Origin of the sequence: Bacillus sp. RC242 (genome assembly GCF_044908245.1) — a bacterium.
GTDB lineage: Bacteria > Bacillota > Bacilli > Bacillales > Bacillaceae_G > Bacillus_A > Bacillus_A mycoides.
The window spans coordinates 177,304-190,727 of sequence record NZ_JBIYCZ010000009.1 but is presented as its reverse complement, the minus strand read 5'-3'; the positions used below and the strand labels follow the sequence as shown (position 1 = coordinate 190,727).

The following is a 13,424-nucleotide window of genomic DNA, read 5'->3' as shown; positions in this document are numbered from 1 at the left end:
GCATGCTAATACTCTTTTGAAATAAAGTAATATTGGCATTTAAAAGGAGAGAGTTTACATGATAGAGAGTAAAGTTGTAGATTCTGTACCAACTCTTAATGAGAATAGTTGTCAAATATGGTGGGCAAGAATTTCAGATTTACAATTATGGCATAACAATTTACTAAATGATGTAGAGCGAGAGAAAGCAAATTCATATCATCATTCGGCAGACCGTGCGCGTTTTATAATAGGTTGCGTAATTAGTAGATTAGTACTTGGAAAGGTACTTTCTATGTCGCCAGTTCAAGTGCCAATTAATCGAATGTGCCCAGTATGTAAATTACAACATGGCAGACCACAGTTACCAGAAGGTATGCCGCAAATATCAGTCTCACATTCGGGTGAGTGGGTTGTTGTTGCATTTACTAAATCTGCACCTGTGGGTGTTGATGTTGAGCAAATGAATCCAAATGTAGATGTTATGAAAATGGCAGAGGGCGTATTAACAGACATTGAAATAGCACAAGTTATGAAGTTACCTGATGAGCAGCGACTAGAAGGATTTTTAACATATTGGACTCGAAAAGAAGCAGTGCTGAAAGCGACAGGTGAAGGACTATTGATTCCACCGGTAGAAATTACAGTATCAGCTCCAAATGACCCTCCAAAATTGTTGATTTTTAAAGATAGACAAGAGTTAGCAGAAAATACAATGATGGAAGATGTAAGGCCAAGTGTGGGTTATATGGCTGCAATTGCAATATTCAGTAAAGAAGTGATTGAAATCACGCAGTTAGACGCGGGATTGCTATTAAATCATCGTTAATTTTTAATAAAATTTCTTATAGAAGAGGTGTTCCTCATGTTAGTAGCGGAAAATAGAAAAACTGAATTAACTTATAATGTACAGGCAATTAAAGATATGTTGTTTTCTAGAAATACGTCATCTATTCTAGCTTTAGAAAAACTTGTAAAAGATACAGTTCAGTTTGATGTACTTGAACAGGAAGCGCTTAATAGACAATACATTCCGAAAGAAGCAAAGAATTTCTTTGATAAAAACGGAACATTTCTTTATCGCGTATCTAATGTTAGTTATAAAGGTAAGGTGTTATCTGAAAATCTAATTTTTGCAGACACTTCGTTTTTACCGGATACAATAAAGAGTGAATTAGAGAGTGGAAATATTCCTGTTGAAAACCTTATAGAAAAGATGGAAGTAAGAAGAAACGTATTATATGAAGGATATCAGCCATCTGGAAATATTATCGAATTGTTTGATGGATGTTCTGTTGCGGCGAATGTTTATCCAACTAGAAAATATCAAATTGTAAGTAACTGCAAATGTGTATTTTATATTTGTGAAGTGTATCATGCAGAGAATATAAAGGAACTGCTTAAATAAGAAATAAACAATAAACAAGAAACCAGCCTATAAAATGGCTGGTTTCTTGTTTATTTAACAGCTTCTTTTAATTCTTTTCCTGCTTTAAATGCTGGAACTTTACCAGCAGCAATCTGAATTTCTTCTCCAGTTTGCGGATTACGCCCTGTACGAGCAGATCTTTCACGCACTTCAAAAGTTCCAAAGCCGATTAGTTGCACTTTATCGCCAGATTGTAATGCATTAGCAATTGTGTCAAATACGGATTGTACAGCTGCAGAAGCATCCTTTTGAGAAATATCAGCTGATTGTGCTACATTTTTAACTAATTCTGTTTTGTTCATGTTTTCACCTCATAAAAAAATTTTTAGAATGAATGTTTTAGTATAATGGTTAGTAAAGATAAAGCTAACTTTGTGATTAGAAAGAATGCTGTATATTTATGTTAATTTCGTTGAAAGAAACTGAATCCCTGCTAATAATTAGGGATTAATTAAGAATTGATGCATACAACAAGCTGTAATATGAGGATGAGGGGGAATATACGGATGATTTTTCGTGAAAAGAATGAGAAAGAAAGTATATTAATTCGTCAACATGATCATGGTTTTTTAGCTGGTGAAATTGCAAGACATATAATAGAAGATTTTTTTGAAGATAAAATATACTTAAAAGAGACAATTGATGCTATATATGAGCATGATAGAGGATGGATAGAGCTTGATAAAGTACCAATTTTGAATGATGCTAAAAATATTCCATATACATTTATGGATTGTCCAAGTTCATTACGCTTTGTTTTTTATACGATTGGTTTGAATGCAATTGAAGAGTCAAATCCATACGGGGCGCTACTTTGTAGTAAGCACTTTTTATCATTTTCATTAAATGAGGAAGATGAAGAGATGATGTCTTTTTATAAACATGAATTGGAACGACAAAAAAGAATTTTGAAAACGTTAACAAAAGAACAATATGCGATGTTTGATAAACATTATAGATTATTAAAGTTTTGTGATGAACTTTCTTTATATGTATGTATGAATAAACCTGGTGTAAAAAAGAAAGATGAAATTAATTTATTTAAAGAGGGTTTTGAAGGAACAGAAATGTTTAATAGTAAGGGGGAGAAGCCTATTCAAGCTGAATGGGTGGATGAAGAAACAATTCAAATAACATCGTTTCCATTTAAAACGGAATTTCATACGTATGTAAAATATAAAACTATAAATAAACATGAAGTTAAAGAAAAAGGGATTGTAAAAGCTGATAGAGAATCGGAAATGAAGAAGCAAAACATTCGTTTCATACAATAAGGAGGAGATTTAGATTGAAAGATTACATGTTAAAACAGTTTGATTACCATGCTTGGGCTAATACACGATTATTCAACCGACTAAAAGAGTTACCAAACTATGAGACAATTTTTAATGAACAGATACAGAGTGTATTCCCATCAATTAAGGATACTTTTGTACATATTTATATTACAGATCAAGTGTGGTTACACATATTGCATGGTAAAAGTATGAGTGAAGTAGTACAAGATCGAGAAAAATTACGAAAACAAATCGAAACTAAATCGTTACATGAATTAGAAAAAATGTTTGAAAACATGGTAAATCAATATAAAGAATTTTTAAGTACAATACAAGACGTAAATACTGTATTTGTTATTGAGAACCCATATGCAGGTGCATTAGACACTTCCATTTTAGAGTTAGTGCAACACGTCGTAAATCATGGTACATATCATAGAGGGAATATAACAGCAATGATCCGTCAACTTGGTTATTCATCTACAATGATGGATTTTGTACTTTATTTACATATGGTTCAGGAGGGAAAGGAATTGAAATAGAGAAAAAAGGAATGGCTTATTATAAATGAGCCATTCTTTTTTTTAGTGATTAACTTGCCTGTTTTTTATGACTTTCTTTCAATTTCTCTGCTTGTAAAAAGCGATTCGTTTCAGCGACAACAATACCACTTAATCCGATTAGACCAATTAAGTTTGGAATCGCCATAAGTCCATTTGCTATATCGGCAAATGTCCATACGACACCTAGCTTTAAATTAGCACCTATTGCAATCATAACGATAAAGATTGCTTTATAATATCGTACAGCACCTTGTCCGAATAAATAAGCTACACACTTCTCTCCGTAATACGACCAACCTAAAATAGTAGAGTAGGCGAATAATATAATGGCGATACCGAGAATCATACTACCAGCAGTACCGAATACGGATTGGAATGCTAATGTTGTAGCTTCAACACCAGTTTTACCTGATTTCCATGCGCCTGTAGTAATTAATACTAGCCCCGTAATTGTACATACAATAAATGTATCTAGAAAAGTACCAGTCATAGAAACTAAAGCTTGTTTTGCAGGTGAATCTGTTTTGGCAGCAGCCGCAGCAATAGGAGCACTTCCTAAACCAGCCTCGTTAGCAAATACACCACGTGCCATTCCTATTTGAATTGCAGATGCAACTGTTGCTCCGATAAAACCACCAGCAGCTGCAGTACCTTGAAATGCACCAGAAAAAATAAGTGAAAATGCTTCTGGAATTTGATCAAAGTGATAGAAAATAATAATAAGGCCAGCGATTATATAAAAGAATGCTTTAATAGGAACGATATATCCAGTAACTCTACCAATCTTTTTTACACCGCCCAAAATAACGATAGCGATTAAGAATGACATGAGTATACCAGTTAATGCAGGAGGGAAAGAAAAATTGATTCGCATTGCCTCTGCAACTGAATTAGATTGAACCATATTACCGATACCGAAAGAAGCAGCTGTGCCGAATATAGCGAATAAAACAGCCAGCCATTTTTTCCCTAAACCACGTTCTAAATAATACATTGGTCCACCGGAGTATTCACCATTTTCATTACTAACACGGTATTTCACCGCAAGGATTGCTTCGGCATACTTTGTTGCCATTCCAAATAAAGCAGTAATCCACATCCAAAAGATTGCGCCGGGTCCACCGATTGTCACAGCAGTTGCGACACCTGCTATATTTCCCATACCAATCGTTGCAGCCATAGCTGTCATCAGTGCTTGGAAGTGACTAATATCTCCAGAAGATGATGTATCCTCTGATTTTTTAAAAGCTAGTTTGTGAGCGTATATTAGTTTACTAAATTGTAAACCTTTTAAGCGCACTGTGAGAATGATACCAGTTCCAACAAGTAGCAACAAAGTTGGTAACCCCCACACATACTGATTAATTTGTTCTAATACTTTACTTACTGTCTCCATCTGTATTCTCCTTTTTTAGAAAAAATAAAAACCACTTCAAGGAAATGAAATGGTCTCTGGAGAAACAAGGGATAGAAAAATAAACCGATACAAATCGGCATTTTCTTTCGCTTGTCTCTGTCCTTTTACCTGAGAGATTATCCGCTAGATTAGCGGATTTGCTCCTTCGGTGCTCGTTTTCCTCCGCGCTATATTAAGCGAGAGGGAGTCTCTCCAGAGATTCGTCCCCATGCAGTTCTACTTGTAAACAAGACCTGAGAGTTTCAAAGTTGGTTCAGCAACTTTTTGCCCCGTCGGTAGATCAATAGACCTTCTCCTGAATGGTTCATCCGAATTATAAAATTAAAAACTTAAACGCATTGATTCTGTATAGAATCAATAAAAACATTATAGATATACAATTAGTGAAATGCAATCATTTTTTATTTTGAAATAGTAAATAAACTTATTTTTTTGGTATTCCTAATTTATCTTCTATTTTATGATCTCAGGAGAGATTACTTATTATATATTCGAAAAATGAATGGTGATAAAAGAGATAGGACGTAACAATGTAGGATTATTTATGTCTTACTTTCAAATTTTCAATTCTGAATTATTTGAATTATAATTGTTGTATGTGTGGAATAAACCAATATTTTATAGGGAAATGAGTTGATAAATTGCCAAGAATAAAAAAAATAGGGCGTTTTTGTCCTGTGGATGATGAAGGATTTATTATAAACGATGCACATTTTAATAAAATTCAGCCTGTGTTTTTGGAGGTAATACAAGAAATAAAGGATACTTGTTGTCAATTTTTGCGGGATGATTTGCACAGTGTTTATATAAGGGGTTCTATTCCAAGAGGGATTGGGATAGAAGGGGTTGCAGATGTAGATATGATTATATTAGTTCGAAAGAATCCTCAAGTAATTGACTTAAGCTGGAGAAAGGAGCTAGAAGTCCAAATTACACAGCAGTTTAATTGTATATCAGGAGTGGAGTTAAGTTTTTATAGTGAAAAAGAAGTAATAAACTCAGAGGATTTTTCTTTTATAGGATTTATGATTCAGACACATAGTGTATGTATATTAGGTGAAGACGTAAAATTATATTTACCTAAATATAAAGTAAGTCAGGAGATAGCGTATGAACATCTCATTCATTTGCGGAAACAAATTGAACAAACACACGAAGAGTTAATTCATAATAAGGACGTGGATGATATAGAGGATTGTTGTCGTTGGATCATGAAGATTGTAGTCAGGGCAGGTCTAGCATTAACAATTGATAGAGAAGGGCTGTATTCCAGGGACTTATATCCAGCATATGAGTTATTTAGTAAGCATTTTCCCGAACAAGAAAAAAATATGAGGAAAGCACTACAATATGTAATTGAACCGATAAAAGATATAGAAGAAATCTTATCATTTTTAGATACGTTTGGTGATTGGTTGATAGAAAAAGCAGAGGATTCTTTGAAAAATATACAAATTTAATAAACTATAATTTCATTATGTAAACAGATTGTGTTGAAGAATAGAAGAGAGGAGAGATATTGGGATTTTTACATTGTGGATGTATTCTCGCAAGGCAAGTATTCAGGTAATCAACTTGCGTTATTTATGGAAAATTAGGGATTTTCTAGTTGGGAAATCAATGATCTTAATGTCCGTGATTTTGCAGATTATTATGGAATCACAGAGGATGTGGCAACAGGAAGCTCAAATGGATGTTTAGCGGCGTATCTTATAAAATATCGTTATCTTGGAACGAAAAAGATAAATATGCATGTTGGACAAGGGGATGAGATAAATCGCCATTCTCTAATACATATAGAAGCAGAGGTGATTGAGAGTAAAATTAATGTTTGCGTTGGTGGAAAAATAGAAAGTATTGCAAGTGGGAAATGAACCTTATCATAAGGGGGATTAGAAATGCTATTAAAAACAATATTTTGCAAGGTGGAAGAAGAGAAAAGGGAATTGTTTTCTGATGCGCAAGAAAAATGGCGTGATTTACAGTATTTAGACGGATTCTATGGACAATTTGGTGGGTGGAATGAAGGGGAAGCGTGTGTATATACTTTATGGGAAGATAGAAATGCATATCAATCATTCATGAATGATGCTCATGATACAATTTTTTTAAATAGTAATCAAGAAGGCACATATATTTCCTGTAATATTGAAATGTTTCAAACGTTGTATGATATAACAGAAACTCCTTTGAAAGACGTAACTGCACAAGGATCATTTGTAAGAGTTGCAATTTGCGATGTGAAAGAAGGAAAAGAAAAGTATTTTTTACATACGCAAGAAACAATTTGGAATAAAGGAATGGAAAATGCAAAAGGAATGTTAGGTGGAGTTGTTGGGAAGTCTTTAAAGACTGAAAATCGTTACATAGTATTAACGTATTGGCAAGATGAAATAGCACATGAACTCTATATGAAAGAAATTTTCCCAGAGTTATATCAGTTGGCAAATGTAAATGAGTATGTTGAAAATATAAATGGGAATAGAGTTATTCGGGAGGAAGAATGGTCTGTTGCCGCTTCTAAATAAAGTTAGAACTTATTAAAGTAGCTAGTTTCGAAAAATTCGATACAGAACATTAGTTCTTGTACAATTACTTTGTACAAGAATAAGAGGGGAGATATTTAAATGAGTAGAGTTTTAAGATTTGAATTGCAAGTCCCAAACCCTGAAGAAGCTATTCAATTTTATACAAATAGTTTTGGATGGAAGTTTGAAAAAATGCCTGGGCCACATGACTATTGGTTCATAATTACAGGTGAGAGTGATAGACCTGGTATCGATGGTGGATTAATGAAATCACCTGATGGTGCTACTAGGACAACTAATTCGATTGAAGTACCTTCAGTTGATGAGTACATAAATAAAGTTATTGAAAATGGTGGACAAGTAGTTGTACCTAAAACTGCTATTCCTAATATGGGTTACTTTGCTTATTGTATAGATAATCAAGGGCTTCTTTTTGGAGTATGTGAAGAAAATAGTGAAGCGTAAAAAATTAGGGGAGTTCGAGATTATTTTGTTTGTTGAACGATGTTTTCTATCAAAGATTATAATTATTGAACACTTTTGTATAAAAACTAGTATTCGTTTAGTTGAAGAAGGATCCATTTTGATTATTTTCAAAAGGGTTCTTTTTTATTTTTCACATATTGTGAGTTATTTAGGCATGATTAATCAAACTTATATCGGTATATTATCTATGAAAAAAGTAAATAAATGATGTTATATTCAAGGGTTAATCTATTGACTGCTAAACAGTTTGAGGTGAAAAGGAAAAGAGGACCAATTATTTTCGTGTAAACATGTAATTAAGTGAAGACGTCATATACCCTTTCATGTTAATATATTTAAGTTATAATAGGATGCTTACCCTTTTGTATTGTACGGTAGAAGCAGTGTGAGCTTGAAATTTTTTATGAAAAGGATGTGCCTAACTTGCGTATCAATAAATTTATTAGTGAAGCTGGAAAAGCGTCTCGACGTGGAGCAGATAAGTTAATTAACGAGAGAAAAGTAATTATTAACGGTAAGGTTGCAAAAATTGGTGACCAAGTAAATCCAGGTGATGACGTACGAGTAAATGGAGAGCAACTTCGTATTGCTCGAGACCATGTGTATATCGCTTTAAATAAACCAGTAGGTATTACATGTACAAGTGAAAAGGCCGTAAAAGGTAACATTATCGATTTAGTGAATCATCCTTTACGAATTAATCACATCGGACGTCTCGACAAAGACTCAGACGGTTTAATTTTGTTAACGAATGATGGCGATATCGTTAATGAGATTTTACGTGCTGAAAACAAACATGAGAAAGAATATATCGTTTCAGTAGATAAGCCGATTACACCGGAGTTTTTAGAGAAAATGGCAGCAGGTGTTAAAATTTTAGATACAAAAACACTTCCTTGTGAAGTAACACAGTTATCAAAATATGAGTTTGAAATTATTTTAACACAGGGGCTAAATCGTCAAATTCGTCGTATGTGTGAAGCTCTAGGTTATCAAGTATATACGTTAAAACGTACGAGAATTATGAATATTGAATTGAATAATTTACCGGTTGGACAGTGGAGAGATTTATCGAAAAAAGAGAAAAAACGCCTATTTTCAGACTTAAATTACGAACCACAAGATTGGTAAAAAAGAGAAGGGGAAACCAAAAATGTTTTTGGTTTCTTTTTTTGAATAAAAAAAATATTTTTAACACTTGTAAAAATAAAATGAATAGGATATATTAAATAACAATAAATGGATTTTTTACAAAAGCAAAGAAAAGGACACGAGTTATTTTAAACGGTTATACAGAGAAGGAAGAAAAGCTGAGAACTTCCTAACGCAGAAAAATAACTTACCACCTTAGAGCTGCACTGGGGAAATCAAGTATCTAGTGCCGTGTAAGCGACGTTACCCGCAAAAGAAGCCATTATGTTTTTTGTGATGGGAATCTGGGTGGAACCACGAATATAAGCATATTCGTCCCTATTTACTAGGGATGAATATGCTTTTTTATATTTAATTTCATAATAAGCGAAGAAAAGGACACGAGTTATTTTAAACGGTTATACAGAGAAGGAAGAAAAGCTGAGAACTTCCTAACGCAGAAAAATAACTTACCACCTTAGAGCTGCACTGGGGAAATCAAGTATCTAGTGCCGTGTAAACGACGTTACCGTAAAAGAAGCCATTGCATGTTTGCGATGGGAATCTGGGTGGAACCACGGGTAAAAGCACACTCGTCCCTATTTTAGGGATGAGTGTGCTTTTTATTATGAAATGGAGAGATGAAAAATGAAAGAACAGATGATTGAAATTAAATTTCCAGATGGTAGCGTTAAAGAATTTGTGAAAGGTATTACTTTGGAAGAAATTGCTGGTTTGATTAGTAGTAGTTTAAAAAAGAAAGCAGTCGCAGGAAAAGTTAATGAGCAGTCTTTTGATTTAAGACGAAACATTGAAGAAAGTGCGAAAGTAGAAATCATTACTATGGATTCAGATGAAGGGGTAAAAATTGCAAGACACTCTGCGGCACATATATTAGCGCAAGCTGTGAAAAGAATTTATGGTGATGTGAAGCTTGGAGTAGGGCCAGTTATTGAAAATGGATTTTATTATGATATGGATCTTGCAAGTAGTGTAAATGTTGAAGATTTACCGGAAATCGAAAAAGAAATGAAAAATATTATAAATGAAAATGTAAAGATAGAACGAGTTGAAATCTCTCGAGAAGAAGCAAAAAAACTGTTTCAAGAAATGAATGATAGTTTGAAATTAGAGCTTTTAGAAGCAATTCCTAATGATGAGAGTGTAACACTTTATAAACAAGGTGAATTTGTAGATTTATGTAGAGGACCACATTTGCCATCTACTGGTTATTTGAAAGCATTTCAATTAACTCATGTTTCTGGTGCATATTGGCGAGGCGATAGTAACAATCAAGTGCTTCAGCGTATATATGGCGTTGCATTTGCTTCACAAAAAGAATTAGAAAATTATTTGCATTTTGTTGAAGAGGCTGCGAAGAGAAATCATCGGAAATTAGGTAGTGAACTTGAATTGTTTATGTTTTCGGAAGAGGCTCCGGGAATGCCCTTTTACTTGCCAAAAGGACAGATTATTCGCAATGAATTAGAAGCATTTTTAAGAGAAATTCAAAATGAGTACAATTATCAAGAAGTGCGTACTCCATTTATGATGAATCAAGAATTATGGGAGAAATCAGGACACTGGGGACATTACAAAGACAATATGTATTTCTCAGAAGTAGATCATAAAAGTTTTGCGTTAAAACCGATGAATTGCCCAGGCCATATGCTTATGTTTAAAAATAAATTACATTCTTATCGTGAGTTACCGATTCGTATGTGTGAGTTCGGTCAAGTGCATCGACATGAATTTAGTGGCGCTTTAAACGGATTATTAAGAGTTCGTACTTTCTGCCAAGATGATGCTCATTTATTTGTAACTCCAGAACAAATTGAAGATGAAATTAAATCAGTAATGGCGCAAATTGATTACGTATATAAAACTTTTGGATTCCAGTATGAAGTAGAGCTTTCTACTCGTCCAGAAGATTCAATGGGTGATGATAAATTGTGGGAGCAAGCAGAAGCGGCATTAGAAAATGTATTACATTCATTGAATTATAAATATAGACTAAATGAAGGTGACGGCGCATTTTATGGACCGAAAATTGATTTCCATATTAAAGATGCTTTAAATAGAAGTCATCAGTGCGGAACAATCCAGCTCGATTTCCAAATGCCAGAGAAATTCGATTTAAATTATATAGATGAGAAGAATGAAAAGAGAAGACCAGTTGTCATTCACAGGGCAGTTTTAGGCTCGTTAGACCGATTCTTAGCGATATTAATTGAGCACTTTGGAGGCGCGTTCCCGGCATGGGTAGCACCAGTTCAAGTGAAAGTAATTCCAGTTTCAAATGCAGTGCATGAACAATATGTAAATAGGATTGCAGATAAATTAGCACAAGCCGGAATTCGTGTCGAACGAGATATACGAGATGAAAAGTTAGGATATAAAATTAGAGAAGCGCAAATGCAAAAAGTTCCGTATGTTCTTGTTATTGGGGATAAGGAAATGGAAAGCGAAGCTGTAAATGTACGGAAATATGGTGAAGAGAAGTCAGAAGTTGTTGAACTAGATGCGTTTGTGGAAAGTATGAAAGAGGAAATTAAAAATAGGAAATAGAGATTGATAATAAAACACACCATTAATATGTAATACTGAAGTTAAAGTAATTAAAGATATATTAAATAACAATAATAAACGCAGAGAAGGGATAGCTTAATTGCTATCCCTTCATCTTAATTTCACAATCTAATCCCATTGGTTGAAGAAAGTTGTTATTTGTTTTTATTGAGTGTATTCGTCGCTTTTGTACTCCAAAATATCACCTAGTTGACAATCTAAAGTCTTACATATCGCTTCCAATGTTGAAAAACGAACCGCTTTTGCTTTCCCATTTTTCAGAATGGAAAGATTCGCCATCGTAATCCCAACCCTCTCCGAAAGCTCCGTTACGCTCATTTTTCGTTTTGCTAACATCACATCAATATTAATAATAATTGTCATATTCTCCACCTCAGACTGTTAAATCATTTTCTGATTTTATATTAATAGCTTCTTGTAAAAGCCTTTGGAGAACAGCAGCAAAAACGGCAATCACCATAGAGGCGAAAATGATGGTCAATCCGATTGGTATGAAACTTGGAGGATCAATTTTTTTCGCCATGAGATAGTAGAGTGGCATACCTAGCAAGTACAAGGTACTGATCGTGATGGCACAGTATTTTATATTCTTTAAAGCCTTTACCGATAATTCCGAGAACGCTTGGTTCTTATCAATATAGCTTAAAAGTTTAAAAGCTTGATACAGAGCAAAGTAAAAAGGTATCGCTGCCGCGTACATATCGATTAAAACGAGAGATTTCATATAAGCAATATCTGGATACAATTCTCCAGCGAAATTCCCAATCTTAGGCACCAAAAATATGCACAATGCAAGAACTGGGAATCCTATAAAAATAATAGCTAGCTTTAAAAAGAGTGTCGTAACTTGTTTCATAAAAAGCACCTCACTTATGTAATAACAACATGATTTTATCATGCGATTTATCGTTTTGCAATAAAAATGTATTGTTTTTTATTGTGTTATTATTTTTATTGAAATATCTTTTAAATTTTGATAACAATAAAAAGCATTTCTCATTCCAAAGAAATGCTCTTATGAAGTGGTTTGTTTTTTTTAACCTTACAAAAATGTAAGGTAAATGTAAGGGAAATCGAATGAAAGGATTTTAGAAAAGTGAGAATATTAAGCAGAGAAATCGTTTGTATTTCTTATGTATCTCAATCTGCATTTGGAAAATTTAAAAATTCTTAAGAATTTTTATGAGAAAAATATAAGAAATATATGGGAAATTTATACTATACAAAAGGGATGGAGTGAAAGAGATGTCAACAAATGTAGTTACTGTAGAAAGTGTAGAAAAAACGTATGGGAAAAGAAATGAGAATCAGTCAAAAGCATTAAGGGGTGTTTCATTAAGTATTAAAGAAGGAGAGTTTGTAGGGATTATGGGTCCTTCTGGATCTGGTAAAACGACATTATTAAATGTGATTAGTACACTTGATCAAGCGACAGGTGGTAGTGTAACAATAGCTGGCACAAATATTACTTCTATGAAGGGGAATGCATTATCAGATTTTCGTTCTCAAAAACTAGGATTTATTTTTCAAGACTTTAATCTACTAGAAAATTTATCAATTTATGAAAATATCGCTTTACCACTTTCCCTGCAAGGCGTACCGTCAAGTGAGATTACTGGAAAAGTAAATGGGGTTGCGACGAAATTAGGGATTACTGAAATTTTAACAAAATATCCGACTGCTGTTTCTGGTGGACAAAAGCAAAGAACAGCGGCAGCACGAGCTTTAGTACATAATCCGGCAATCGTATTAGCAGATGAACCGACAGGAGCACTTGATAGTAAAAATGCAAAAAGTTTATTAGAAGCGATGCAAGATTTACATGAAAATCACAATGTAAGTATTTTGATGGTAACACACGATGCATTTAGTGCAAGTTATTGTGAACGTATTTTATTTATTCAGGATGGACTTCTTTATAAAGAGTTAAATCGTCAAGGAACACGAGAAAATTTCTATCAAGATATTTTAGGTGTGCTTGCCCAAATGGGCTCAGCAACTGAGTCGAAGTAAGGAGGCGAGACT

Annotated in this window: 15 protein-coding genes, 1 riboswitch and 2 other annotated features; of the genes, 11 read left to right on the top strand and 4 right to left on the bottom strand. The window is 33.7% G+C overall.

Annotation, left to right across the window (positions count from 1 at the left end; translation table 11 throughout):
* The first annotated feature begins 58 nt into the window (after positions 1-58).
* Both sfp and ABH957_RS18335 read left to right on the top strand, forming a co-directional pair.
* Positions 59-808 carry a 4'-phosphopantetheinyl transferase Sfp gene (gene sfp, locus ABH957_RS18340; RefSeq protein WP_404455144.1) on the top strand — a complete coding sequence of 250 codons (750 nt, stop codon included), beginning with the start codon at positions 59-61 and terminating at the stop codon, positions 806-808.
* 36 nt (positions 809-844) lie between these two features.
* The gene (locus ABH957_RS18335) at positions 845-1,387 is read left to right on the top strand and encodes a cold-shock protein (protein WP_113937833.1); all 543 of its coding nucleotides are present in this window, start codon (positions 845-847) and stop codon (positions 1,385-1,387) included.
* Positions 1,388-1,437: 50 nt separating this feature from the next.
* Here ABH957_RS18335 and ABH957_RS18330 read toward each other — a convergent pair whose 3' ends face one another.
* Positions 1,438-1,710: an HU family DNA-binding protein gene (locus ABH957_RS18330; RefSeq protein ID WP_002012780.1), complete on the bottom strand. Its 273-nt coding sequence runs from the start codon at positions 1,708-1,710 to the stop codon at positions 1,438-1,440.
* Between the two features lie 204 nt (positions 1,711-1,914).
* On the opposite strand from ABH957_RS18330, the gene ABH957_RS18325 reads away from it, so the two are divergent.
* Positions 1,915-2,682: a DUF3891 family protein gene (locus tag ABH957_RS18325; protein WP_404442835.1), complete on the top strand. Its 768-nt coding sequence runs from the start codon at positions 1,915-1,917 to the stop codon at positions 2,680-2,682.
* Between the two features lie 14 nt (positions 2,683-2,696).
* Complete coding sequence (locus ABH957_RS18320) at positions 2,697-3,227, top strand: DinB family protein (protein ID WP_404455148.1); 531 nt, start codon at positions 2,697-2,699, stop codon at positions 3,225-3,227.
* A 49-nt stretch (positions 3,228-3,276) separates the two neighbouring features.
* Here ABH957_RS18320 and ABH957_RS18315 read toward each other — a convergent pair whose 3' ends face one another.
* Positions 3,277-4,644, bottom strand: coding sequence for an alanine/glycine:cation symporter family protein (locus ABH957_RS18315; RefSeq protein ID WP_002012784.1), 1,368 nt, complete (start codon positions 4,642-4,644; stop codon positions 3,277-3,279).
* Between the two features lie 107 nt (positions 4,645-4,751).
* Positions 4,752-4,871: riboswitch (glycine riboswitch) on the bottom strand.
* A gap of 435 nt (positions 4,872-5,306) precedes the next feature.
* Between ABH957_RS18315 and ABH957_RS18310 the strand changes: the two genes are divergently transcribed.
* From ABH957_RS18310 to thrS, 6 genes are all read left to right on the top strand, one after another.
* Complete coding sequence (locus ABH957_RS18310; RefSeq protein WP_033709062.1) at positions 5,307-6,125, top strand: hypothetical protein; 819 nt, start codon at positions 5,307-5,309, stop codon at positions 6,123-6,125.
* A 156-nt stretch (positions 6,126-6,281) separates the two neighbouring features.
* The gene (locus ABH957_RS18305) at positions 6,282-6,539 is read left to right on the top strand and encodes a PhzF family phenazine biosynthesis protein (protein WP_078178853.1); all 258 of its coding nucleotides are present in this window, start codon (positions 6,282-6,284) and stop codon (positions 6,537-6,539) included.
* Between the two features lie 24 nt (positions 6,540-6,563).
* Positions 6,564-7,193: a DUF4937 domain-containing protein gene (locus tag ABH957_RS18300; RefSeq protein WP_404455152.1), complete on the top strand. Its 630-nt coding sequence runs from the start codon at positions 6,564-6,566 to the stop codon at positions 7,191-7,193.
* A gap of 99 nt (positions 7,194-7,292) precedes the next feature.
* A complete protein-coding gene (locus ABH957_RS18295) occupies positions 7,293-7,658 on the top strand; it encodes a VOC family protein (RefSeq protein WP_002031902.1) in 366 nt (121 codons plus the stop codon).
* A gap of 444 nt (positions 7,659-8,102) precedes the next feature.
* On the top strand, positions 8,103-8,810 hold the full coding sequence (locus tag ABH957_RS18285) for a pseudouridine synthase (RefSeq protein WP_002141694.1): 708 nt from the start codon (positions 8,103-8,105) through the stop codon (positions 8,808-8,810).
* 119 nt (positions 8,811-8,929) lie between these two features.
* Positions 8,930-9,154, top strand: a binding site (T-box leader).
* A gap of 37 nt (positions 9,155-9,191) precedes the next feature.
* Positions 9,192-9,414, top strand: a binding site (T-box leader).
* A 44-nt stretch (positions 9,415-9,458) separates the two neighbouring features.
* Entirely contained in the window at positions 9,459-11,378 is a 1,920-nt protein-coding gene (gene thrS, locus ABH957_RS18280; protein ID WP_404455157.1) for a threonine--tRNA ligase, read from the top strand.
* A gap of 165 nt (positions 11,379-11,543) precedes the next feature.
* Here the strand turns inward: thrS and ABH957_RS18275 are convergent, their stop codons facing one another.
* A complete protein-coding gene (locus ABH957_RS18275) occupies positions 11,544-11,762 on the bottom strand; it encodes a helix-turn-helix domain-containing protein (protein WP_404511950.1) in 219 nt (72 codons plus the stop codon).
* Between the two features lie 10 nt (positions 11,763-11,772).
* The gene (locus ABH957_RS18270; protein ID WP_002127302.1) at positions 11,773-12,255 is read right to left on the bottom strand and encodes a DUF2975 domain-containing protein; all 483 of its coding nucleotides are present in this window, start codon (positions 12,253-12,255) and stop codon (positions 11,773-11,775) included.
* Positions 12,256-12,644: 389 nt separating this feature from the next.
* Here ABH957_RS18270 and ABH957_RS18265 point away from each other — a divergent pair, with 389 nt between their 5' ends.
* Positions 12,645-13,412, top strand: coding sequence for an ABC transporter ATP-binding protein (locus ABH957_RS18265; protein WP_404442817.1), 768 nt, complete (start codon positions 12,645-12,647; stop codon positions 13,410-13,412).
* The last annotated feature ends 12 nt before the right edge of the window (positions 13,413-13,424 follow it).

Coding starts and splice junctions, on each gene's coding strand:
- ABH957_RS18335 (WP_113937833.1), top strand. CDS start 845: ATGTTAGTAGCGGAAAATAGAAAAACTGAATTAACTTATAATGTACAG.
- ABH957_RS18315 (WP_002012784.1), bottom strand. CDS start 4,644: ATGGAGACAGTAAGTAAAGTATTAGAACAAATTAATCAGTATGTGTGG.
- ABH957_RS18295 (WP_002031902.1), top strand. CDS start 7,293: ATGAGTAGAGTTTTAAGATTTGAATTGCAAGTCCCAAACCCTGAAGAA.
- sfp (WP_404455144.1), top strand. CDS start 59: ATGATAGAGAGTAAAGTTGTAGATTCTGTACCAACTCTTAATGAGAAT.
- ABH957_RS18325 (WP_404442835.1), top strand. CDS start 1,915: ATGATTTTTCGTGAAAAGAATGAGAAAGAAAGTATATTAATTCGTCAA.
- thrS (WP_404455157.1), top strand. CDS start 9,459: ATGAAAGAACAGATGATTGAAATTAAATTTCCAGATGGTAGCGTTAAA.
- ABH957_RS18270 (WP_002127302.1), bottom strand. CDS start 12,255: ATGAAACAAGTTACGACACTCTTTTTAAAGCTAGCTATTATTTTTATA.
- ABH957_RS18275 (WP_404511950.1), bottom strand. CDS start 11,762: ATGACAATTATTATTAATATTGATGTGATGTTAGCAAAACGAAAAATG.
- ABH957_RS18330 (WP_002012780.1), bottom strand. CDS start 1,710: ATGAACAAAACAGAATTAGTTAAAAATGTAGCACAATCAGCTGATATT.
- ABH957_RS18265 (WP_404442817.1), top strand. CDS start 12,645: ATGTCAACAAATGTAGTTACTGTAGAAAGTGTAGAAAAAACGTATGGG.
- ABH957_RS18300 (WP_404455152.1), top strand. CDS start 6,564: ATGCTATTAAAAACAATATTTTGCAAGGTGGAAGAAGAGAAAAGGGAA.